The organism is Flavobacterium sp. C4GT6, assembly GCF_036347315.1.
Taxonomy (GTDB): domain Bacteria; phylum Bacteroidota; class Bacteroidia; order Flavobacteriales; family Flavobacteriaceae; genus Flavobacterium.
The window spans coordinates 32215-55238 of sequence record NZ_JAZGZU010000007.1; the positions used below are offsets into that span (position 1 = coordinate 32215).

Sequence of the window (23024 nt, forward strand, 5' to 3'; positions counted from 1 at the left end):
ATGAAAAATTTAGCATATATACTATTGTTTTTTACGCAGTTAATCGCTGCACAATCGGCATTTGATAAAGGTAACGAACAGTATAGGGAAGGCAACTATCAGGCTGCCGTACAAAGTTATGAGAGTATTCTTAAGGAAGGTAAGGAGTCGGCCGAAGTATACTTTAACTTGGGTAATGCCTATTATAAACTCAATGAGGTAGCTCCGGCTATTTACAATTACGAGAAAGCCCTGCTTTTAAAACCTAACGATAAGGATGTAAAAATAAACCTTGGGTATGCCCATAAAATGGTTATAGACGATATTAAGGAAGTGCCAAAGGTGGGTTTTACCAAACTGTTTTATGGCATGGTAGGTACTTATCATTATGATACTTGGGCATGGATCGCAGTAGCTTTTGCTTTTGGGGCATTACTGTTTTTTGTGGGATATTACTTTGTGAGGTCTACGGCATTAAAAAGAGTGTTTTTTGCAGGGATATTTGTTTCGTTGCTAATTATAGCTATCAGTATAATATCGGCGGTATTTGTAAAAACGCAGGAGTCTAAAATGCGCCCTGCTATTGTGTTTAGTGAAGTGGCATCGGTTAAAAGCGAACCGCTAACAAATGCTCCGGATGCCTTTATACTGCATGAAGGATCTAAAGTAAACGTTGTTGAGGTACTGGGTAAATGGAAAAAAATTGAACTTGCAGACGAGACCACAGGTTGGATTAGCGATTCTGATATTAAAGAACTGAAAAACTAAATAGTCTGTTCTTCGCTAAATACTTCCGGTAGCTGCTGTTCTTTAAAGTCGGTAAACCATTCTTCCAGAATAGGGAAAATGGTGTTTGATATTTCCAGCATCGGGTAAAAAAAGATCGATTCCTCCAGGGTTTCTTCCTTAGCCAGTAGGTTATTACTGTTCAGTTTCAGGAAAAAATTAAGAGATACACTCAGTATCAAAACCATTTTAAGGAAGCCAAACACTCCACCCAGAATTCGGTTAAGTAGCCCAAGGCTGGCAAAATCGGCCAGTTTGGTAAAAAACTTGGCAAGAAGTATTATTCCTACCACTACGCCGATAAAAGTGATTAAAAATGCGGTTATGGATATATAGCGCGGTTCCCATTCCACATATTTGCTAAGCACATCTGCGAGGAAGCCCGAGAATTTCAGGGCGATAAAAATTCCGGCAATTAGCGAAACCAGTGAAGCCAGTTCTACAAATAAGCCTCTCCACAGTCCTTTTATAAGTCCGTAAAGCAGTAATCCGCCCAGTATAATATCAATAACACTCATTGAAAACAAAGTTAGCAGACTTTGGTAATAATCCAAATACAACTGTTACTTATAATTACAAAGCAAGTAGCTATATTTGCGCTTTAAAAAAGATATAATGTCAAGGGACGAACAATTAAAGATACGCTGGGATCAGCTTGTAGATATATTATCCAAACGTTTTGCCGATGGAGAAATGCTGGATCTGGATGCCATAATTTACCTTATAGGGGTACAGGAACTGGGCAAATTTAAACGCAAGTTTAAAAAAGACGATAAAATAAACCTTATGCATATTGCCATTTGCAGGCTGTTAGAGCCTTATGGTTATTATGAATTTGATTATTTTGACGAAGACGGATGGCCGCATTATATGGTTAAGGAAGAGCTTCCGCCGTTAAAGGCAGGGGAGCAGTCTGTTTTAATGAAAGGTGCTATTGTAGACTACTTTTTGGAAAAGGGACTTATTTCATAATTGGGTTTATAATCCATAAATATTAAATATACCCTAAAAATAGGTGGCACATCATTTTTAAAATGCATAAATTTGCACACTTTTACTGAACAACGATGATAGAAAAGATTAAAAGTTATATTGCTGAAGCCGAAGCTTTTCAAACCCAAAACAAGGAAGAGCTGGAAGCATTCAGGATTAAGTTTCTGAGTAAGAAAGGTATTGTAAATGACTTTATGGCCGAATTTAAAAATGTTCCAAACGAACAGAAAAAAGAATTCGGGCAGGTTATTAACGCCTTCAAATCAGCAGTACAAAACAAAGTTACCGAACTTCAGGATGCTATGGAAAGCAAAGAGGAGGCAAAAGGCGTTTATGGCGACCTTTCGCGTCCGGGAGAGCCTTTCCAGGTAGGATCACGTCACCCTATATCTATTGTGAAAAACCAGATGATAGATATATTTGCTAACATTGGGTTCAACGTATCTGAAGGTCCTGAAATTGAAGATGACTGGCATAACTTTACGGCACTTAACCTTCCGGAATACCATCCGGCAAGAGACATGCAGGATACGTTTTTTATACAAACCAATCCTGATGTGCTTTTAAGAACACATACATCATCGGTACAGGTGCGTTATATGGAGGAGAACAAACCGCCTATCCGTACCATTTCTCCGGGAAGGGTATTCAGGAATGAGGCTGTTTCTGCACGTTCTCACTGTATATTCCACCAGGTTGAAGGTTTGTATATTGATAAAGATGTTTCTTTTGCCGACTTAAAGCAAACCCTGCTTTATTTTACAAAAGAGATGTTTGGTAAATCTAAAATACGTTTACGTCCGTCATATTTCCCGTTCACTGAGCCAAGTGCCGAGTTGGATATTTATTGGGGACTAAAAACAGAAACCGATTACAGGATTACTAAAGGTACCGGATGGCTTGAAATAGGCGGTTGTGGTATGGTAGATCCAAACGTACTTAAAAACTGTGGTATTGATGCCGAGAAGTACAATGGTTTTGCATTTGGTATGGGTATAGAAAGAATAGCGATGCTGTTATACCAAATTGGCGATATCAGGATGTTCTATGAGAACGATGTACGTTTCCTTGAGCAATTCAAATCAAGCATATAATTAAAAGGCCCGCAATTGCGGGCCTTTTTGTTTATCCTACTTTTTTAAGACTGTATTTTTCTTTTTGTTCGCCTTCTATAGCAGTGCCGTCCGGGGCGAGTACTTTAATGCTGTTTTCCTGAACTTTAAACTTTCTTCCCATCCCGTTTTCATCCAGGGTAATGATACTTCCGGTATCATCCCAGGTAAAGCTTCCGGTATTCATGTTAGCTGTTTCCTGTTTTTCAAGATAATGTTCCGACAGCGAATAGGTGTTGTTGTCGTTTATCTGTAGTTCAATTTCAATTCCGGGGCAATCTGCACAGGGAACAGTGCCACTATATACCCCTGTCCAGTCTAAAGAATTTTCACTGTTATCCCCTGTAGGTACTGAGGTTGAGGTGTCTTCTGTGCCGGTTGTGTCGGTAACAGTTTCGGTTTGGGTTTGTTCATCCGACGATTTTTCCCCATTTTTGCATGATGTAAAAGCCAATAGGGCCAAAATAGCTAGTGCTGAAATTTTTTTCATGGTGTTTTGGTTTAATAATGTTTAATAAAAATTTAGAGGAATTTAAAGGTACTAAAATGAGGAAAGATATTACAATACCTGTGGTAGAAAATGTTTATGTCGCAGTTATGCAGGAGTGGAATGAAGATTTTAATGAAAACACATGGTATGCTTATCTGATTAATGATAACAAAGACAAAATTGAAACCGCAATAGTGGTATCAAACGCCAATGGTGTAATTGATGGTGAACAACGCAAAACTTCCATGATGCGCCATGCTTACCAGGAAGTACCGGGAAATTCGGCTGTAAAGATCGAAATGATGGACAAAACTGTTTTACAGTTACACAATAAGTTTATGGTAACTTATTTTAAAGACAATGTAATGTATGAGAAGGACTATATTTTCATAGCCGGATCTATTACAGAGGATGATGTAACAGAACTACCTGTTATTGATAAAAAAGGTATTCTTAGCAAATAAGCATACAAAAACAGAATAAAAAAGCTCCGGAACGCCCGGAGCTTTTTTATTATACGCAGTAGGCGTTGCTTTTATGAGGTAATTTTTTCATCTTTATCAAAATTTTAGCTAAAAAATGAATAAATCATCATTACTGTTTTTACTGCTTTTTACCACGGTTGTTTTTTCCCAGTCGGGCAATTACTCTCAATATGTAAATCCGTTTATTGGAACCGGTGGACATGGCCACACTTTCCCAGGGGCTACAGTGCCTTTCGGAATGGTACAGTTAAGCCCTGATACCCGTATTGACGGTAGTTGGGACGGTTGCGGAGGCTACCATTATTCTGATTCGGTTATCTACGGATTTTCGCATACCCATCTTAACGGTACAGGGGTTTCAGACTTTGGAGATATTATGCTCATGCCTACCATGGGCGAACCGAAACTGGATGCAAAAGAATACTCTTCTCCATTTTCACATGATAATGAAACTGCTGCTGCCGGATATTATTCGGTACTACTTGATGACGATGGCATAAAAGCCGAGCTTACTACAACAACAAGAGTAGGTTTGCACCAGTATACCTTCCCTAAAAAAGGTCAGGCTAATATTATACTGGATCTTAACCATCGCGATAAGCTCTTAATGGGAGAGATAAGAATTATAGATGAGGAAACCATTGAAGTACTTAGGGAGAGTTCGGCATGGGCACGGGACCAGTATGTGTATGCCCGAATTGAGTTTAGTGCTCCGGTAAAGGTAACTGCAGTAAACAATAATGCTTTTGCCCCGGCTAAAGTGACCGACAAATTTTTCGCAGGGTCACTATTGGCTATCAGTTTTAGTAAAGAGGTGAAAAAAGGGGAGAAGTTATTGGTTAAAGTAGCACTATCGCCAACAGGCTATGAAGGTGCTGCCAAAAATATGAAAGCGGAAATGCCGCGTTTCAATTTTAAAAAGACCCTAAAGGCGGCTAAAAAACTTTGGGATAAGGAACTCTCTAAAATTGAAGTTACTTCAGATGACAGTGAAAAACTGGCTGTTTTTTATACAGCTTTATACCACACTATGATGCAGCCTAACATCGCTATGGATGTAGACGGGATGTATCGTGGGCGGGATAATGTCATTCATAAAGCAGAAGGATTTGATTATTATACCGTATTTTCGTTGTGGGACACTTTTAGGGCGGCACACCCATTATATACTCTTATTGATAAAAAACGCACGTCAGACTTCATAAATACGTTTATAAAGCAATATGAGCAGGGTGGCAGGCTTCCGGTTTGGGAACTGGCCAGTAATGAGACCGACTGTATGATTGGATATCATTCTGTTTCGGTTATTGCCGATGCTATGGCTAAGGGAATAAAAGGCTTTGATTATGAAAAAGCTTTTGAGGCTGCCAAACACAGTGCCATGCTGGATCATTTGGGGCTGGAAGCTTACAAAGAAAACGGATTTATAAGTATTGACGATGAACACGAAAGTGTATCAAAAACCGTAGAGTATGCTTATGACGACTGGTGTATTGCCCAAATGGCAATGATACTGGGTAAAACTGATGAGTATAACTACTTTATGAAGCGTTCCCAATACTGGAAAAATATTTTTGACCCTGTAACGGGTCATATGCGTCCTAAAAAGAACGGAGGCTGGGAAAACCCTTTTGATGCCCGCGAAATCAATAATAACTTTACCGAAGGCAACAGCTGGCAGTACAGCTTTTTTGTGCCTCAGGATATAGAAGGACTTATTGCTGCTTTTGGCGGAAATGAAAAATTTGAAACCAAACTGGACGAGATGTTCAGCCTGCCGAGTAAAACTACAGGTCGTCATCAGGCAGATGTTACGGGGCTTATAGGTCAGTATGCACACGGTAACGAGCCAAGCCACCACATGGCTTACCTGTATAATTATATTGGCAAACCCGAAAAGACTACCGAAAAGGTACATTACATACTGAATGAGTTTTATAAAAACACACCCGACGGACTTATAGGAAACGAGGACTGCGGGCAAATGAGTGCCTGGTATGTGTTAAGCAGTTTAGGACTGTATGATGTGACTCCGGGAGATAATTACTGGCAAAAAACTGAACCGTATTTTGAAGAAGCAAAAGTGCATTTAGAAAATGGAAAAACAGCTGTTATAAGAAAGTCTGATTACAGGGAAGATTTGAAATTTGTTGATCCGGTTGTTGGTACTCAGGCTCAGCCTTATACTAAAATAGTTCCGGTGCTTGCTATAGAAGCAGAAGGAAAATCGTTTAAAGGAGAAACAACAGTTGTCTTAAAAGCTCCTTTTGGTGCAGAGAAAATGTACTACATTATCAATACACCGCTAAATGAAAATGAAAATAGGATGTTTGAAGAATATACTGAGCCTTTTGAGATTACGGAAAGCTGTGAAATACGTGCCTATATTGAAACAAACCGCAAAATAAGCCATGTGGTTACAGCTAATTTTGTAAATAAGCCAAATGATTATACTATTGAAATAAAATCTAAATTCAACAGTATGTATCATGCCGGAGGTCCTGAAGGGCTTCTAGACGGAATAGAAGGTACTACCAACTGGCGTAAAGGTGACTGGCAGGGTTACCAAAATCAGGATTTTGAAGCGGTAATTGATTTACAGAAAGAAATGCCTGTAAATACTATTGAGACAGGCTTCCTGCAAGATAGCCGTTCGTGGATATTGATGCCGATAAAAGTAGAGTATTATGTGTCGGATAATAACAGTGACTTTACCTTAGTAAAAACCATTGAGACTAAAACAGATGCAAGGCAGGATAATGTGATAGAGCATTTCACTGCAGAACTTAATAATATAACTGCACGATACGTAAAAGTAAAAGCCTATAACTTCGGGATGCTGCCGCAATGGCATCAGGGCGCCGGAGGACAGGCATTTATATTTATAGACGAAATAACTGTTAAGTAATAAGAATAGATGAAGAAGGTGGCCTACCTAGTTGCCGTCTTCTTTGTTTACAGCCTCTTCTGTTTTTTCCTCATGCTCTCCCGGAAACATAAACGAGATTATTACCGATATAAGCAATACACCACCCACTACCATTAACGATACCGGAGAGGAAATATGGTAAAACGGACTGATTAGCATTTTTACTCCAATAAAAGCAAGGATAACAGCCAGGCCATAATGTAGTTTGCTAAACATGTACATAAAGTTAGCCAGTAAAAAGTAAAGTGCCCTTAATCCAAGTATGGCAAAAATGTTTGAGGTGTAAAGGATAAAAGGATCATCCGGTGCAATGGCAAAAATTGCAGGGATAGAATCTACCGCAAAAAGCAGGTCGGTAAACTCAATAACGGTTACCACAACCAAAAGCGGAGTAGCTATTCTTACCCCTTCCTTTATTACAAAAAAACGGTCGCCTTCAAAGTCTTTGGTTACTTTAAAGAAACGATATATCAGCTTTGCCCCCGGACTTTTGGAGAAATCCTTGTTTTCGTCGTCGTCCTCATGGGCTCCCCACGATTTGATTCCGGCAAAAAGCAAAAAGAAGCCAAATAAGGTCAAAACTACATTGACGCTTACCATTTGTCCGAAAATTTCCATTTCGGGCAAATAGGTCATGTTTATAAGCTCTACACCGGTAAATATAAATATGGCACGGAACACCAATGCACCAATAATACCCCAAAAAAGTACTTTGTGGTGCAGGTACTTTGGAACATTAAAGAACCCGAAAACCATAATGAATACAAAAAGGTTATCTACAGAAAGGGCTTTTTCTATCCAATATGCACTTTGGAACTGTGCAAACTGCTGGAAGCCCATTAAATAGTAAATTACCCCGCTAAAGGCCATAGCCAGCGATATCCATACAATAGACCATACTAATGCTTCCCTGTTGCTTATTTCGTGGCTTTTTTTGTTAAAAACGCCAAGGTCCAGCAGTAGCATCACGACAACAAGAATGGTAAACCCGGTTAATATCCCCGGATGATTTATAAGATGGTCATGGTTCATGGGTAGTTGTTTTAATCCAGTTTATCTGTAAGCTTTTTAAATACGGGTTTAGCATCTTTACCTTCATATAAAATACTGTAAACAGCATCTATAATAGGAGTTTTTGCTTTGTATTCTTCGTTTAGGTTATAAGCACTTTTTGTAGCATAATATCCTTCGGCAACCATGCTCATTTCCATCATGGCCGATTTTACCGTATAACCTTTTCCTATCATGTTACCAAACATCCTATTTCTTGAAAAAACAGAATATCCTGTAACCAAAAGATCACCCAGGTAAGCCGAGTTGTTTATATTACGCTTCATTTTATGCACTTTGCGTATAAACTTTTTCATTTCCCTTATAGCGTTACTCATTAACAGTGCCTGGAAATTGTCTCCATAACCCAGTCCGTGGGCAATACCGGCAGCAATAGCATAAATGTTTTTAAGCATGGCTGCATACTCAGTCCCTACAATATCGTCAGATATTTTGGTTTTAATGTAATAGCTGTTAAGGTTTTTGGCCATTACCTTAGCCTTTTTCTGGTCGCCGCAGGCAATAGTAAGATATGAAAGTCTTTCCAGTGCAACTTCTTCCGCGTGGCAAGGTCCTGTTATAACCCCGATATTGTCGTATGGAATGTTGTATTTTTCATGGAAGTGTTCCCCTACAATAAGACTTGTCTCGGGAACAATACCCTTAATGGCAGAGAAAATAACTTTTCCGTCAAGGCTTTCGGTAAGCTTTTCCAGTTCAGTGCTTAAAAAAGCCGACGGTATGGCAAATATTATATAATCGGCATAAGCTACCGCCTCATTAATATCGTTTGTAAGTTTAAGTTTTTCGGTGTCAAATTCAACCGAGCTAAGGTAGTTCGGGTTGTGCTTTTGCAGCCTTATGTGTTCAATGGCGTAGGTGCTCCTCATATACCAGGCAACCTCACTAACATTTTCACAAAGCATCTTTGTGATTGCTGTTGCCCAGCTTCCACCACCTATTACAGCGAACTTGGGAGTATCATTCATTTTGTTTGTTTTTTGCAAAGCCCAAATGTACTTAAAAATAAGGCATGTGCCAATGGCTTTTTAGGTTAGCTTTTATGGTAAAATCGCATATTCGTAAACATTAACATATAATTAAGTGCTTTTAATACAATTTAAGTTGAGAGGGGTACGTTATTTAATAGAATTTTGTTTTAGACGAAGTTTACAACAAGGTTAGTTAAATTTTTTGTTTTTGGTGTTTTAAAAGGCATTCACGGTGTAGCCGGAATGCCTTTTATTTTTTTAGTAACTCATTTCAACAATGGCCTTCACTTTTTCGGGTGTAACGTTTTGGCGTTCCCCAAGTCCTTTCCAGCCACGTTCCTCAAAACGTTTTACTATAAAATTGGCAGTCTTTTCATAGTCGGCTGTATAGTTAGATATTTTGGTTTCCATTCCCATAGTATGGAAAAACTGAACGGTTTTTTCAATAGCCTGTGTTGCGGCTTCATCCACATTGGTAGCGGTAATACCCCAAACTCTTTTACCATACTGTGCCAGCTTTTCTTTTTTAGAATCAAACATTACCCTGTATAGGTTAGGGCCTATTATGGCAAGTGTTCTGGCGTGGTCTATTTCATATAGTGCTGTAAGCTCATGACCAATCATGTGCGTAGCCCAATCGGTAGGTACGCCTTTCTGTATAAGTCCGTTAAGCGCCATGGTACAGCTCCACATAAAGTTAGAAGCCAGTTTATAATCGGTTGGGTTTTCAACAACATCAGGGCCTATTTCGATTAATGTTTGCAGTATGCTTTCGGCAAAACGATCCTGAAGCAAAGCGTCGTGCGGATAGGTTAAGTACTGTTCCATTACATGGGTATAGGCATCTATCACTCCGTTTTGTAACTGCCTTTTAGGTAGTGATGCGATAACCGTAGGATCACAAATAGAGAATTGCGGGAATACAGCCGGACCTCCAAATGATAGTTTTTCCTGTGTTTTTTCAATAGTCACTACTGCCCCAGAATTCATTTCACTTCCCGTAGCAGGAAGGGTAAGTACGGTGCCAAATGGCATAGCGTTACTTTCAATACGTATTCTTTTTACCAAAATATCTACAGGGTCACCCTCAAAGTTTACGGCAGCCGAGATAAATTTTACCCCGTCTATTACCGATCCTCCGCCTACTGCAAGTATATAATCCAGTTTCTTTTCACGGATTAGCGCAACGGCTTTCATCAGGGTTTCATAACGCGGGTTTGGCTCAATACCGCCAAACTCGGTCACCTCATGTTCTTTTAGTGCTTCGGTAACTTGGGCATGCACGCCATTTTTAAAAATACTTCCGCCGCCATAGGCTAAAAGCACTTTTGCATTTTGAGGTATAAGTTTAGATAGTTTTGCGATTTGTCCCTTGCCAAATACCATATTGACAGGGTTATAAAGTTCAAAATTCAGCATGATTATAAATGTATTTTACCCAAAGTTACGAAATACCTTAAGATTTGCTGATAATGGAATGTTAAGTGTCTGCTTTTTAGTTGTTTTTAAACAGGGGTTATTTTTTGTAGAAAAGATTATGGTCTATATACTCCCAAACCTTTTGAGGCAATAACGGTCTTACCTCTTTACCATCCCTTATACTGTTACGGATAAAAGTAGAAGAGATTTCAATAACCGGAGCATCAATTTTATGGATTTTATGATTGTTTATAAGCTCTTCGTTGGCATTTTCGTTATTAATGCGCGGATATACATAAATATCATGGTTTTCCAGTATTACCTCATAATTCTTCCATTTGTGAAGCGAATTAAGGTTGTCTTCTCCCATAATCAGGGAAAATTCATACGAAGGGAACTTTTCCTGCAGGTGTGCCAGTGTGTGCACGGTATAGTTAGGCTGTGGCAGTCGAAACTCAATATCGGTAGGTTTTAGTCTGTCGTAAGTTTCGGTTGCCAGGAAAACCATTTCCAAACGGTGATGGTCTTCCAGCAGCGTACTTTTCTTTTTAAGCGGATTGTGTGGGGTAACCACCAGCCATACCTGATCCAGGTCGGTAAACTCGGCCATGTGGTTGGCGATTATTAAATGTCCTGTATGGATGGGATTAAATGTCCCGAAGTACAATCCTACTTTCATCAGTTTTTATATTTTCAAGCTCTTTAATGAATTCTTTTTCACTGAATTTTTGATTCTTGTAATCAATTGGGTGAACAATATTAATGTCGTTATCCTCATGCTTAATTATTAGCAGAAGATCGCCATAAATAGTTTTATAAACATTTGTATAAAACACAGCTGTGTATTTTAAGTCTTTATGATTAAATACATGCTGTTTTTTACAGAAACTAAACCTGTTCTTCTTTTCGTAACCATACTCAATGAGGTTTTGTTCAATATAGTTATACGGACTTTCTGAAAAAAATCTTTTTTCCTTATTGCCTGCTATATAGAAAAGAATTAGCATGTATAAGGGAACAAATAAAGTAAAAGTAAACGACGCAATAACTGAATATAATAACGGCTTTGGGCTTAGGTTCCCCGTTGATACTATTATAATAAAAGACAAACCAAAAGTGACAGAAAAAATTAAAGCAAAGATGTTAATCAATGCTTTGTGGTTTCTTTTAATCTCTTCTGTCATAAAGGTTGCTTTATTTTATAAACTCTTTTACAAGGTTATAGGCATCTTCCTTGGCAGTATCAAGGTCATAGTTTTTAATAATGGTATCAAACTGAGGGGCTGTAGCTAATTCTACAGATGCCTTTGCGATACGCATATTAATTTTGTCCTCACTTTCGGTCGAACGGTTTTTAAGGCGTCTTTTCAGTTCGTCAATGCTTGGCGGTTTAACAAAAACAGCAAGGGTTTCTTCGGGGAATTTCTTTTTGATGCGAAGTCCTCCGGCTACATCAATGTCAAAAATCACGTTTTTGCCCTGTGCCCATATGCGTTCTACCTCGCTTTTAAGTGTGCCGTAAAAATTATCACGGTATACCTCTTCCCATTCTACGAAGTCTTCCTGCTTAATATGTTTTTTAAACTCTTCAAGTGATATAAAGTAATAGTCTTTCCCGTTTTCCTCGCCATCCCTTGCACTTCTGGTAGCTGCCGAAATAGAGAACTCCAAATTAAGCTCTGGTTGTGCCAAAAGGTGCCTTACAATGGTGGTTTTACCCGACCCCGACGGAGCGGAAAATACTATCAGTTTGCCTTTGTTCATGTGTAATCTTACGGCTGTGCCGTTATTATAAAATATTTAAAACCTGTTCTTTAATCTTTTCCAGCTCATCTTTCATCTGTACTACCAGCTTCTGCATTTGTGCATGGTTAGACTTAGAGCCCATAGTGTTTATTTCACGACCTATTTCCTGAGTGATGAAGCCAAGCTTACGCCCGTTTGCCTCATTTCCGGCAAGGGTTTCCATGAAATAGTTAAGGTGGTTTTCCAACCTAACCTTTTCCTCGGTAATATCCATTTTCTCAAGGTAGTATATAAGTTCCTGCTCAAAGCGGTTCTCGTCTACATTTACCTCAAGTTCTGCAATGGCATTACTTAGTTTGGTTTTTACGTTTTCTATACGCTCGCTGTCATACGAAACCGTTTCTTTCATCAGTTTAAGGATGTTTGACACCCTTACAAGAAACTCTTTTTCAAGCGCAATACCTTCGGAAACACGGAAACTTTGGATGTTATCAAGTGCCTGGTCAACAACTCCCTGAATACTGCTCCATTCGTTTTCGTCTATCTCCTCGCGCTCTGTTTTAAGAGCATCGGGCATACGTACGGCCATTTTAAGCAGTTCGGTTTCGTCGCCGTCCACTATCTCTTTCATTTGGTTTATATAGGCCTTAACGATAGGGATATTTACTTTTGACGAAGTCTCTTCACCTGTTACTTCCACAAACAGGGAAAAGTCTACTTTACCTCTTTCCAGCCTCTGGGCAATCTGATTGCGTAGTTTCAGTTCCATTTCACGATATGCCGATGGCATTCTTACGCTTAAATCAAGTCCTTTGCTGTTTAGAGATTTTATCTCAACAGTAATTTTTTTTGTGGGTAGTTGTAAAGATGACTTTCCAAAACCCGTCATAGATTGTATCATACAAAAAAATTTGTGGAGACAAAGTTAAGTAAAATTCACAAACGCACGGTTATGCGTTAAATATCACTTTTTGCAGTTTGTTTTATAACTACTTTTTTAGGCGGAACCGTTACCAGGTATACTCCGGCAAATATTAAGGCAGCCGATATTATTTTAACCGGATTAAGGGTGTCTTTCCCTAGGCTTACAGCAAAAACAGTAGCAAATAAAGGTTGCAGGTAAATAAAAACGGCAACGGTTGTAGGCTTTAGTTCTTTCATGGAAAGCAGGTTAAGCAGGTAAGTTAAAAAAGTGGAAAAAAATACCACAAAACCAACTTTTATAGTAATGTCGCCCGGCATAAGTTCCCATTGTACCTGCGATAACTGTTCCCAGCCAAAAGGTAGTACCATGATAAAACCAAACAGATAAATCCATTTTACAAAAGCAAACGGATTGTATTTGTCCATGAGTTTTTTAACTACAATAAGGTAGAGTCCGTAAGAAACGGCGTTTACAAAAACCAGGAAATTGCCCCATAGTTCGTTACCTCCGCTACTAATGGTTTTTCCGTAAAGTATCAGCATTACAGTACCCACAAGTCCCAGCAGTATACCGCCCACTTTTTTGCGGACGATTTTCTCTTTCATGATAATGGCGCTAAGTACCAGTACTATCATAGGGGTGGTAACCATAAGCACCGATGCCATTATGGGTGATGTTTGGCTAAGCCCTTCAAAAAAGGTTAGCATATTGAAAGCTACACCAAAAAAGGCAGCAGCTATAATGCGGGGGAAATCTTTAAGGGCTATTTTTTGTTTGGTAGCAAAAAGAGCCACAAGCCAGAAAAGTATAACCGATCCTCCTACGCGAAGTGCAATAAACCCGAAAGGCTTAATAAAACCCGGCATTACATCTTTAGCAATAGTAAAAGTAACACCATAAATAACAGATACCATCGTGGCAGCTGTTAAGGCTAAAAAGCGTTTATTCATTACTTAGATACTCAATGGCAGCGGTTACGTTTTTAGGGCTGTTGCCTACAAATATCTTATTGTTTGCAATAATAACAGGGCGGCTTAAAAATGTGTAGTGCTCCAGTATATATTGCTTAAAGTCGTTTTCGGTAAGGTTCATGTCTTTCATGCCACGTTCCTTATAAAGTTTGGCTCTCTTACTAAAAAGCTTCTCGTAGCTCCCGGTTAGGGCATGCATCTCTTCCAGTTGCTTTACAGTAATAGGCTCCTCTTTAATGTCCTGTAAAATAAAAGCATCGGTGTTAGGTAACAACTTGATTATCTTTTTACAGGTATCGCAGGTTTTAAGGTAGTATATCTTTTTCATGTTATGTTTTATGCTTGTTTGCAAAAGTAAGGTGTTTTGTAATTAAGGATATACTACTTTTATGAAAAAATATTTCGATGGAAACTTCTTTTAAAATAACCCATACCAGCAGGGAAATATATGCAAAATGGCTGGAAAGCTATACGCTGGAACAACTTAACAAAATACCACAGGGCTTTAATAATAACCTGATATGGAACATAGGTCATATTATGGTATCACAGCAAATACTCGTATATGGCGGTGCCGGATTGCCTATGATTGTTAGTGAAGAACTGTTGGCGAAATACAGACGTGGCAGTAAACCTGAAACCGATTTAACACAGGAGGAAGTAAACGAAATAAAAAATCTTCTGTTCTCTACGATTGAGAAAACAGAAGACGATTATAAAAATGGCGTATTTACAACATATAATGCAAGGAAGTCAGAGCTTGGCTTTGAACTCTCTTCGGTAGAAGATGCCATTGCATTTAACAATTACCACGAGGGTATACATCTTGGAATAATGATGCAGTTAAAAAAGTTTATTTAACTTTAAGATATTCATTTACTTCGCTGTAGGGTAAAAGCAGTTCCTTTTGCCCTTCGGCGTAAGATGATATTTCGTAAGAGTTATAGAACAATAGTAGTCCGTTTTCCTTAAAGAAAATATTTTGCGGTAATACGAACTTATCATTCTCAAACAGGAATCCTGTTGCATTAATAGATTTTCCCGCAGGAATATTAAATTTCTCCCTGAATTTTCCCTCAGCAAACTGTCTAAAGCTATCCACATTGGTAAAAATGTCTTCATAGCTAAGGCTCTTGCCTGTTTCGGAATCAAAAAGAAGAGAACGTTCACCTCCGTAACCGTGAGCTCCACCTGTAAAGGTGTAATGATTCATTTTTACGTTTATTATCTCGTCAGATGTATAATCAACAGATGCATCTATCTTCGCTTCAAACCCAGCCATAGGGTCATTGGGAAATTCCTTTTTAAGTTCTTCATACGACCCAAGGAAAGACGCCATTAAATCTTCATAATTATCCGCTTCATATGGGGTTTCACCTAAGTAAACAATACCTCTTACGGTATTGAATATCTTGTTGTTAATGCTGTCGGCAACAACAGGTACGTTTTCGGCTTCAGGTACATTAATGGTTACGCTTGGGCAATACTCATCACATGGCAGTGATGTTTTTTTATAGTAGTTTTTTGTAGAAAAGACCAGTGCAGGCTTTTCTTCGTTTAATACTTCTTCATCATTGTTTTTCTTGTCCTTGCCACAGCTAAAAAGCATAAATGCGGCCAATAGTAAGGTTAAGTGTTTTGCCATGTTTTAAATGTTATTGTTTTGCAAAAGAATGCTGTTTCTATACAGGGTCAACTAAATTACAGTAAATTTGCCTAGTATACGGATAAAGAATAATTAATTATATGAAATTTAACACAAAAACCATTCATGGCGGACAGCACCCTGACCCTGCTACAGGAGCAGTAATGCCGCCGGTTTACCAAACCTCGACTTTCGCACAAAAGAGCCCGGGGGTACATGGCGGATACGAATACAGCAGAGCTGCAAACCCAACAAGAACAGCATTAGAAAACGCTTTAGCGAGTATAGAAAACGGAACACGCGGACTTGCATTTTCATCTGGTTTAGCGGCGACCGACTGTGTGCTTAAACTGCTTAAGCCTAATGATGAGGTTATTGCTATGGACGACCTTTATGGCGGTACTTACAGGATGTTCTCCAAAATTTATCAGGAGTTTGGTATCAAGTTCCATTTTGTAGACATGAACGACCTTGATAAATTTCAGTCGCTTATTAACGAAAACACTAAGCTGGTTTGGGTTGAAACACCTACAAACCCGTTAATGAAACTAGCCGATATTGAGGCTATTGCCAAAATTACAAAAGAGAAAAACCTGCTTTTTGCGGTAGATAATACTTTTGCTACGCCATACCTGCAAAGGCCATTAGATATGGGAGCTGATATTGTAATGCACTCAGCAACAAAATATCTTGGAGGTCACAGTGATGTTATTGCCGGAGCACTTATCGTGAAAGACGAGCAGCTGGGTGAGAAACTTCACTTTGCACAATTTGCAACAGGAGGTACACTTGGCCCGCAGGATTCTTACCTTGTATTAAGAGGTATTAAAACATTACATTTAAGGATGCAGCGCCACTGTGAAAACGGTGAAAAGGTTGCTAATTTCCTTAGCAATCACCCTAAAGTAAAAGCGGTTTATTATCCTGGGTTGGAAAGTAATCCGTTTTATGATATTGCTAAAAAACAAATGCAGGGCGGTTTCGGCGGAATGGTATCATTCACGTTTGAATCAGGTAAAAAGGAAGATGCAATTAAGTTCCTTGAAAGCGTAAGGGTATTTACTCTTGCAGAATCGTTAGGAGGGGTAGAGTCGCTGGCAAATCACCCTGCTTTAATGACGCATGCATCCATACCGGAAGACAAAAGGAAAGAAATAGGTATTACAGATGACCTTGTAAGGCTAAGTGTAGGGGTGGAAGACGCCGAAGATTTACTGGAAGATTTACGTCAGGCACTAGGTTAATCCCTTCATTAATAGCTGTTTTTAATTTTTTTTATGTAAGCGGTTAAAAGTCAAATATCTACCTTTGTTTTTTAAGAGAATAATGTATATTTGCGCCGTTAACGAAAACGTTTTCTTAAATATTAAAAAACTTCTAAAGTTATGAGTGGAAGCATAGAAACTTTTATTGAATCAGTTTCAAAAAGAAATCCAAATGAGCCTGAATTTATGCAGGCTGTTAGGGAGGTAGCCGAAACAGTTATTCCTTTTATAGAGAATAACCCAAAATACCAGGGCAAAATGCTTTTGGAAAGAATGGCTGAGCCTGAAAGAGTTGTGATGTTTCGTGTAAACTGGCTTGACGATAAAGGTCAGATACAGGTAAACAGAGGGTACAGAATCCAAATGAATTCGGCAATAGGCCCATACAAAGGAGGTCTTCGTTTTCACCCGTCTGTAAACCTAAGTATATTAAAGTTTTTAGCGTTTGAGCAAACGTTTAAAAATAGCTTAACCACATTGCCTATGGGTGGTGGTAAAGGAGGTTCTGATTTTGATCCTAAAGGAAAATCAGATAATGAAATTATGAAATTTTGCCAAAGCTTTATGACAGAACTTTCTAAGCATATAGGTCCTGATACCGATGTGCCTGCGGGTGACATAGGTGTTGGTGGTCGTGAGGTAGGTTATTTATTCGGTCAGTATAAAAGACTGAGAAATGAGTTTACCGGTGTGCTTACAGGAAAAGGAATCACTTTTGGCGGATCGTTAATACGTCCTGAAGCTACAGGTTACGGTTGTGTATATTTTGCACAAAGTATGCTTTCTACTATTCATGAAAGCTTTATCGGTAAAACTGTGGTTATATCAGGTTCAGGTAACGTAGCGCAGTATGCTGCCGAGAAGGTAATGCAACTGGGTGGTAAGGTAGTTACCATGTCAGATTCTTCAGGTTACATTTATGATGCCGATGGTCTTAACGAAGACAAGCTGGCTTACATTATGGAAATCAAAAATGTTAAGTATGGCAGAATAAGCGAATATCTAGACAGGTATCCTGAAGCTAAGTTTGTTGAAGGCGGCAAGCCATGGGAAGTGAAATGTGACGTGGCATTGCCATGTGCTACCCAAAATGAGCTTGACGGAGATGCAGCTAAACAACTTTTAGCAAACGGATGTCACTGTGTGGCAGAAGGGGCGAACATGCCTTGTACTCCTGAGGCTGTTGAGGCTTTCCATGAAGCAAAAATATTATTTGCTCCCGGTAAGGCATCAAACGCAGGTGGTGTAGCTACATCGGGTCTTGAAATGTCTCAAAATTCACTTCGTCTAAGCTGGACAAGAGAAGAGGTAGACCAAAGGCTTAAAGCTATCATGGCAGATATCCATGAAGCTTGTATTACATATGGTAAAGATGATAGTGGTTTTACTGATTATGTAAAAGGTGCTAACATTGCCGGATTTGTAAAAGTAGCCGATGCTATGCTTGCTCAGGGAGTAGTTTAGTAACAACCCAAACTAATATATTTAAAAGCCCTCTGTTTAAGGAGGGCTTTTTTTATTAACCGTATACAAAAAAGACGATAAAAGCGTTTTACCTATATTTGCTGAGTAAATAATCACTGATGAAAAGGTTTTTAACCATACTTATACTTTCTATTTATACAATGGCTTTTGCCCAGTCTAACCAAAGCTGGAGAAGCTATTTTTCCTACAACCAGATTGTTGATATCACTAATAGTCCAAGCAGGGTATTTGCTGCGGGCGAAGTAGGGGCTTTCTCTTACAATGTACTGACCAATGAACTGGGTACTTTTACCTCTGTTGATGGACTTAAAACTGAAAACATTACTGCTATTTACCATAGTAATGGTTACAGTAAAACACTGGTGGGTAATGAGAACGGTTTACTACTGGTTATTAACGATGATAACTCTATATTAAATGTTATTGATATTGTGGAGGAAACTACTGTTGCCCAAAACAAAAAGAAAATAAATCATATTTATGAATATGAAGGGAAGGCATATATTTCATGTGATTTTGGAATAGCGGTATTTAATCTGCAAACACTCGAGTTTGGAGACACCTATTATTTGGGGCCAAATGGGGATGAAATACCTGTAAAACAAAGTGCGGTATATAACGGTTACATATACGCTGCAACTGCCGAAAACGGTATAAGAAGGGCTGTTTATAGTAATCCAAATCTTAATGACTTCAGTCAATGGAATGAGTTTGCTTCAGGGCAGTATACAGGAGTTGTATCTTTTGCAGGGAATTTATTTGCTACAGATGCTATAGGGACGGTTTACAGGCTTCTAAATGATACTTTTTCCTTTTTTACGGCTATGCCCGAAGCTGTTGTTGATTTTCGTTCGGCAGGAGGATATCTGATTATTACTACTCCCGGGCTTATAGACGTGTATAATGAGCAGCTTATGCTTATGCATACAATAGATTCTATTCCTATCGCCGATGTTACTTTTAGCTGTGCAACTATTGTAAATGAAAAAATATATACGGGTACAACCAATACAGGGATGTTTACGGCTGCGCTGAATAACTTGTCTTATTTTGTAGGTATAACACCGGACGGGCCACTTGAGAACAGGATTTTCTCACTTGAAAAATCGGCAAATAACCTATGGGTAGTATATGGAGGATATAATATTTTTTATACTCCCGATTATGCTCTTAAAGGGATTAGTCGTTTTACACCTGAAGGATGGAAACATATACCATATTATACACTTCCGGAATACCCGCAGTCATTGTGTGACATAGTAGTGAAACCGGGTCTGGAAAGTCCGGTTTATATAGCCTCATATCAGTCGGGACTTTTAAAATTAACAGGTGGAGAGCCCGAAATTTTATATGACGACAGTAATACGGGTAATAACGGGCTTGAGTCACTTGTACTCTCTTCTGCACCTGATTATAAAAGCATCAGGATTAATGGACCTGCGTTTGACAGAAATGGTAATTTATGGATGACTAACTCATCTGTCCTGAAACCCTTAAAAGTACTTAGGTCAAACGGGCAGTGGGCCGAATATAGTTTTGAGGATATAACCTCTAATCCTGAAGGTGATGATTATGGTCGTTTGGTTATTGATAAAAACGGTACTAAATGGATACCAAGCGAAAATAACGGTATAATAGCGTTTAATGAAAGCTTAGGGAATAAATTTGTAGTGATTAGAGGAGATGCAAGTAATTTGCCCAGTGATTATGTAAAGTGCCTTACAATAGATAACCGCAATCAATTATGGGTAGGTACCGTGAGGGGGTTAAGGGTAGTTTCGAGTGTGGAACGATTTGTTGCCGAAAATGAAATAAGCACGAACTCCATAATTATTCTTGAAGACGGACTGGCTCAGGAACTAATGTATGAGCAGGTTATAAATGATATTGTTGTAGACGGGGCTAATAACAAATGGATTGCTACAGGAGGGTCGGGTGCTTTTTTAGTATCGTCTAACGGGCAGCAAACCCTGTTTCATTTTACAAAACAAAACTCTCCGCTTCCAAGTAATTCAATTTTAGATATAGAGCTCGATCCTGTAACGGGTGAAGTGTTTTTTGCTACCGAAAAAGGTATGGTTTCTTATTTGGGGAATTCTACTGCAGGTGAAGACGATCTTAATAATGTTTATGTATACCCTAATCCGGTGCGACCGGAGTTTGCAGGTGATGTTACCATAAGCGGACTTATGGATAAGGTAAACCTTAAAATAACCGACATTGAGGGGAACTTAGTGTACGAAACCACTTCGCAGGGAGGTACTGTTACCTGGGATACTAAGGCTTTTGGTAAATATAAAGTAGCATCGGGCGTATATATGATTTTTATATCATCTGACGACGGAACCAAAACCAAAGTGAAAAAGGTAATGATAATTAGAGGGCAATAAGGTGCTGGTAAAAACAAAAGCAATAGTAATAAGTTCGCTGCGCTATCAGGAAAAAAGCCTGATAGTAAAATGTTTTACCGAAAGTGACGGACTAAAATCATATTTTATCAGGGATGCTTTTTCAAACAGGAAAAGCAGTCAGAAAATCGCTTTTTTTCAACCGTTAAACATACTTGAAATAGAGGCTGTCCATAAAAACAAAGGCAGTTTGGAATACTTTAAGGAGGTAAAGCTGGCGCACCCGTATTACACAGTAAATACTGATATTGCCAAAACCACTATAGTTATGTTTCTTTCTGAAACGCTGCACCATTGCATTAGGGAAGAAGAAAAAAACGAAAGTTTGTATCATTTTCTGGAAACGGCACTACTGTGGCTGGACAGTCATGATGAGATAGTTAATTTCCATTTAATATTAATGATGGAAATAACTAAGTTTCTGGGCTTTTTCCCGCAAAAATCAGATGAGGAAGATGATTACTTTGAAATGACCGAGGGTGTGTTTACCCAATTTCCGTCGGTTAGTTGTCTTACCACAAATGAAACCCTTTTGCTAAAAAGGCTAATGACACTAAAGTTAGACAATAGCGCCAAAAGCTTTCATGTAAGTGAGCGACAGGCTTTATTGAAAATCCTGTTGGATTATTATGCTTTTCACCTGGATGGTTTTAAAAGACCGAAATCGCTTGATGTTCTTAAAGAAGTATTCAGTTAATCACAGTTACCGTCAATATCACAGCTTTCCCCTTTTATAGTTTCAAAAGAGGTTTTAGGTTGTGCAGCCTGCCATTCTTCAAAGGCTTTTTCCAACGTTTGTGTAAAGGCTTCGCTTTCCTGAGCCCCCGAAACGGCATACTTGCGGTTAAATACGAAAAATGGCACTCCGCGTACACCCAGCTGTTGTGCCTCGTTTATATCGGCTATAACGTCGTTTGTAAACTCACCGTTATTCATGGCGTCAGCAAGCTTGTTAGCATCCAGTTCCAGTTCTATGGCCAGTAGTAAAAGTGTTTGGGCATCGTCAATGTTTTTTCCTTCTGTAAAATATGCCTTAAACAGTCTTTCCTCTGCCTCGTTTTGCTTACCGTATTTTTTTGCAAAATGTAAAAAACGGTGTGCATTAAAACTATTGGCTGGTATGGCTTTGTCAAAGTTATAAGTAAGTCCAATCTGTGCTGCCATATTGGTTACATAGTCGTTCATGCCTTTTGCTTCCTCAAGGCTAATGTTTTTATGTTCGGCTAAGTACTGATGTATATTTTTAGTAGGGTCGGTTTTAAGTTCAGGTGAAAGCAAAAAGCTTTTCCATTCTATTTCCACGTCATTTTTCCCTTCAAAAGTAGCAAGGGCTTCTTCAAATCTTCTTTTGCCAATGTAGCAAAAGGGACACATAATGTCACTCCATATTTCTATTTTCATCACAGTAAAATTTATATGGGGTTAGTCACAAAAACTATACCCGTTCCCTTTTTTGCACTCTTTATTTGTGGCAACAATTACGTGCGACTGCTCTTTTTTGTTATTCAGTACATTATTCATAAAGTCTACAACGGTTTGTGGGTCATTACCAAACAGCTCGTCACTGTATTCGTGTCCGCCATTGCAATAAGTTACCAGTTTGGTGCTTCCATCAAGGTCAATAATGTGGTTGTAAATAGAATATGACCCGAAAAGCATAAGCCATCCTGAAGCATTTGTAGGGCAGTAATGGTGTGCTGCTGTTGCGTAGGGTACTGTAGTGTCACAGCTTCCGTGGAAAAGAAGCATAGGAATAACGCTCTCTTTAGTGATGAGGTTAATGTCCATAATGGCACCTGCGCCCGATATCACTCCGGCATATTTAAAATCGTTAGGCAGTTTATTAGGGTAAAGCCCCATTATATCCCTGTCCCAATAGGCGGCATGTAATGCGGTTTCGGCACCTGCGCTACTACCCGAAATGAATATTTTTGCAGTGTCGATATTGTATTTTTCACTATTATTAATGAAGTATAGCGTAGCCTGCCATAGCTGGTTTGCCGCTATTTGTATGGCTTTCACTTTTTCGGTCAGGATGCCGTCACAGCTAAACTTGCGGTTTTTCATATAAAGTGTGTAGCTTATAGATGCTGCTACATAGCCCTGAAATGCTGCGTGTTTTGAGATAGTGTGTCCCCATTCGCGGGTTCCTCCTGCAAAACCTCCGCCATGAACATGTATAAGCAATGGTTTTTTTTCTTTTCCCTGTGTTTTTGGCAGGAAAAGATCGAGTTCCAGTTTTGTAGAATCGTTTACAAAATAGGTTAGTGTTTTAAAGTCCTGTGCTTTTGCCGAAACGAATAATACAAAGGCAAATAGCAGGAGTGAGAATTTTTTCATGATT

General features: G+C 38.9%; 24 protein-coding genes. 10 read left to right on the top strand and 14 right to left on the bottom strand.

Going from position 1 to position 23024, the window contains the following annotated elements:
* On the top strand, nucleotides 1-747 hold the full coding sequence (locus V3Z67_RS10030) for a tetratricopeptide repeat protein (RefSeq protein ID WP_330443176.1): 747 nt from the start codon (nucleotides 1-3) through the stop codon (nucleotides 745-747).
* Here V3Z67_RS10030 and V3Z67_RS10035 read toward each other — a convergent pair.
* Nucleotides 744-1283 (bottom strand): CvpA family protein, encoded by a 540-nt coding sequence (locus V3Z67_RS10035; protein WP_330443177.1) that lies wholly within the window; start codon nucleotides 1281-1283, stop codon nucleotides 744-746. The genes V3Z67_RS10030 and V3Z67_RS10035 overlap by 4 nt on opposite strands.
* A gap of 97 nt (nucleotides 1284-1380) precedes the next feature.
* Here V3Z67_RS10035 and V3Z67_RS10040 point away from each other — a divergent pair, with 97 nt between their 5' ends.
* Both V3Z67_RS10040 and pheS read left to right on the top strand, forming a co-directional pair.
* Entirely contained in the window at nucleotides 1381-1737 is a 357-nt protein-coding gene (locus V3Z67_RS10040) for a hypothetical protein (RefSeq protein WP_330443178.1), read from the top strand.
* 95 nt (nucleotides 1738-1832) lie between these two features.
* On the top strand, nucleotides 1833-2852 hold the full coding sequence (gene pheS, locus V3Z67_RS10045; protein ID WP_035133148.1) for a phenylalanine--tRNA ligase subunit alpha: 1020 nt from the start codon (nucleotides 1833-1835) through the stop codon (nucleotides 2850-2852).
* A gap of 31 nt (nucleotides 2853-2883) precedes the next feature.
* Here the strand turns inward: pheS and V3Z67_RS10050 are convergent, their stop codons facing one another.
* Nucleotides 2884-3360 (bottom strand): copper resistance protein NlpE, encoded by a 477-nt coding sequence (locus V3Z67_RS10050; RefSeq protein WP_330443179.1) that lies wholly within the window; start codon nucleotides 3358-3360, stop codon nucleotides 2884-2886.
* 56 nt (nucleotides 3361-3416) lie between these two features.
* Between V3Z67_RS10050 and V3Z67_RS10055 the strand changes: the two genes are divergently transcribed.
* Nucleotides 3417-3824 carry a hypothetical protein gene (locus tag V3Z67_RS10055; protein ID WP_330443180.1) on the top strand — a complete coding sequence of 136 codons (408 nt, stop codon included), beginning with the start codon at nucleotides 3417-3419 and terminating at the stop codon, nucleotides 3822-3824.
* Between the two features lie 115 nt (nucleotides 3825-3939).
* Nucleotides 3940-6753: a GH92 family glycosyl hydrolase gene (locus V3Z67_RS10060; RefSeq protein WP_330443181.1), complete on the top strand. Its 2814-nt coding sequence runs from the start codon at nucleotides 3940-3942 to the stop codon at nucleotides 6751-6753.
* A gap of 27 nt (nucleotides 6754-6780) precedes the next feature.
* On the opposite strand, the gene V3Z67_RS10065 is transcribed toward V3Z67_RS10060, so the two are convergent.
* The 9 genes from V3Z67_RS10065 to V3Z67_RS10105 all read right to left on the bottom strand — a co-directional run bounded on the left by V3Z67_RS10065 (nucleotide 6781) and on the right by V3Z67_RS10105 (nucleotide 14205).
* Nucleotides 6781-7806 carry a TerC/Alx family metal homeostasis membrane protein gene (locus tag V3Z67_RS10065; protein ID WP_330443182.1) on the bottom strand — a complete coding sequence of 342 codons (1026 nt, stop codon included), beginning with the start codon at nucleotides 7804-7806 and terminating at the stop codon, nucleotides 6781-6783.
* Between the two features lie 11 nt (nucleotides 7807-7817).
* Nucleotides 7818-8813: an NAD(P)H-dependent glycerol-3-phosphate dehydrogenase gene (locus V3Z67_RS10070; protein ID WP_330443183.1), complete on the bottom strand. Its 996-nt coding sequence runs from the start codon at nucleotides 8811-8813 to the stop codon at nucleotides 7818-7820.
* Between the two features lie 261 nt (nucleotides 8814-9074).
* Complete coding sequence (locus tag V3Z67_RS10075; protein ID WP_330443184.1) at nucleotides 9075-10235, bottom strand: iron-containing alcohol dehydrogenase; 1161 nt, start codon at nucleotides 10233-10235, stop codon at nucleotides 9075-9077.
* 97 nt (nucleotides 10236-10332) lie between these two features.
* On the bottom strand, nucleotides 10333-10914 hold the full coding sequence (gene nadD, locus V3Z67_RS10080) for a nicotinate (nicotinamide) nucleotide adenylyltransferase (protein WP_035133159.1): 582 nt from the start codon (nucleotides 10912-10914) through the stop codon (nucleotides 10333-10335).
* On the bottom strand, nucleotides 10883-11419 hold the full coding sequence (locus V3Z67_RS10085; RefSeq protein WP_330443185.1) for a hypothetical protein: 537 nt from the start codon (nucleotides 11417-11419) through the stop codon (nucleotides 10883-10885). Before V3Z67_RS10085 ends, nadD begins: the two co-directional genes overlap by 32 nt.
* 10 nt (nucleotides 11420-11429) lie before the next feature.
* Entirely contained in the window at nucleotides 11430-11999 is a 570-nt protein-coding gene (gmk, locus tag V3Z67_RS10090) for a guanylate kinase (RefSeq protein WP_330443186.1), read from the bottom strand.
* 25 nt (nucleotides 12000-12024) lie between these two features.
* Nucleotides 12025-12882 carry a YicC/YloC family endoribonuclease gene (locus V3Z67_RS10095; protein WP_330443187.1) on the bottom strand — a complete coding sequence of 286 codons (858 nt, stop codon included), beginning with the start codon at nucleotides 12880-12882 and terminating at the stop codon, nucleotides 12025-12027.
* A gap of 56 nt (nucleotides 12883-12938) precedes the next feature.
* Entirely contained in the window at nucleotides 12939-13856 is a 918-nt protein-coding gene (locus V3Z67_RS10100) for a DMT family transporter (RefSeq protein ID WP_330443188.1), read from the bottom strand.
* Entirely contained in the window at nucleotides 13849-14205 is a 357-nt protein-coding gene (locus V3Z67_RS10105; protein WP_330443189.1) for an arsenate reductase family protein, read from the bottom strand. Before V3Z67_RS10105 ends, V3Z67_RS10100 begins: the two co-directional genes overlap by 8 nt.
* A 77-nt stretch (nucleotides 14206-14282) precedes the next feature.
* Here V3Z67_RS10105 and V3Z67_RS10110 point away from each other — a divergent pair, with 77 nt between their 5' ends.
* A complete protein-coding gene (locus tag V3Z67_RS10110; RefSeq protein ID WP_330443190.1) occupies nucleotides 14283-14738 on the top strand; it encodes a DinB family protein in 456 nt (151 codons plus the stop codon).
* On the opposite strand, the gene V3Z67_RS10115 is transcribed toward V3Z67_RS10110, so the two are convergent.
* The gene (locus V3Z67_RS10115) at nucleotides 14731-15522 is read right to left on the bottom strand and encodes a DUF3298 and DUF4163 domain-containing protein (protein ID WP_330443191.1); all 792 of its coding nucleotides are present in this window, start codon (nucleotides 15520-15522) and stop codon (nucleotides 14731-14733) included. The two genes, V3Z67_RS10110 and V3Z67_RS10115, sit on opposite strands and share 8 nt — an antisense overlap.
* 101 nt (nucleotides 15523-15623) lie before the next feature.
* On the opposite strand from V3Z67_RS10115, the gene V3Z67_RS10120 reads away from it, so the two are divergent.
* From V3Z67_RS10120 to recO, 4 genes are all read left to right on the top strand, one after another.
* Complete coding sequence (locus tag V3Z67_RS10120; protein ID WP_330443192.1) at nucleotides 15624-16766, top strand: cystathionine gamma-synthase; 1143 nt, start codon at nucleotides 15624-15626, stop codon at nucleotides 16764-16766.
* A 141-nt stretch (nucleotides 16767-16907) separates the two neighbouring features.
* The gene (gdhA, locus tag V3Z67_RS10125) at nucleotides 16908-18251 is read left to right on the top strand and encodes an NADP-specific glutamate dehydrogenase (protein WP_330443193.1); all 1344 of its coding nucleotides are present in this window, start codon (nucleotides 16908-16910) and stop codon (nucleotides 18249-18251) included.
* 119 nt (nucleotides 18252-18370) lie between these two features.
* Entirely contained in the window at nucleotides 18371-20662 is a 2292-nt protein-coding gene (porZ, locus tag V3Z67_RS10130) for a type IX secretion system anionic LPS delivery protein PorZ (protein WP_330443194.1), read from the top strand.
* A gap of 1 nt (nucleotide 20663) precedes the next feature.
* Complete coding sequence (gene recO / locus V3Z67_RS10135; RefSeq protein WP_330443195.1) at nucleotides 20664-21377, top strand: DNA repair protein RecO; 714 nt, start codon at nucleotides 20664-20666, stop codon at nucleotides 21375-21377.
* Here the strand turns inward: recO and V3Z67_RS10140 are convergent.
* Entirely contained in the window at nucleotides 21374-22081 is a 708-nt protein-coding gene (locus V3Z67_RS10140; RefSeq protein ID WP_330443196.1) for a DsbA family oxidoreductase, read from the bottom strand. The two genes, recO and V3Z67_RS10140, sit on opposite strands and share 4 nt — an antisense overlap.
* A gap of 21 nt (nucleotides 22082-22102) precedes the next feature.
* Nucleotides 22103-23020: an alpha/beta hydrolase gene (locus tag V3Z67_RS10145; RefSeq protein ID WP_330443197.1), complete on the bottom strand. Its 918-nt coding sequence runs from the start codon at nucleotides 23018-23020 to the stop codon at nucleotides 22103-22105.
* Nucleotides 23021-23024 lie beyond the last annotated feature (4 nt).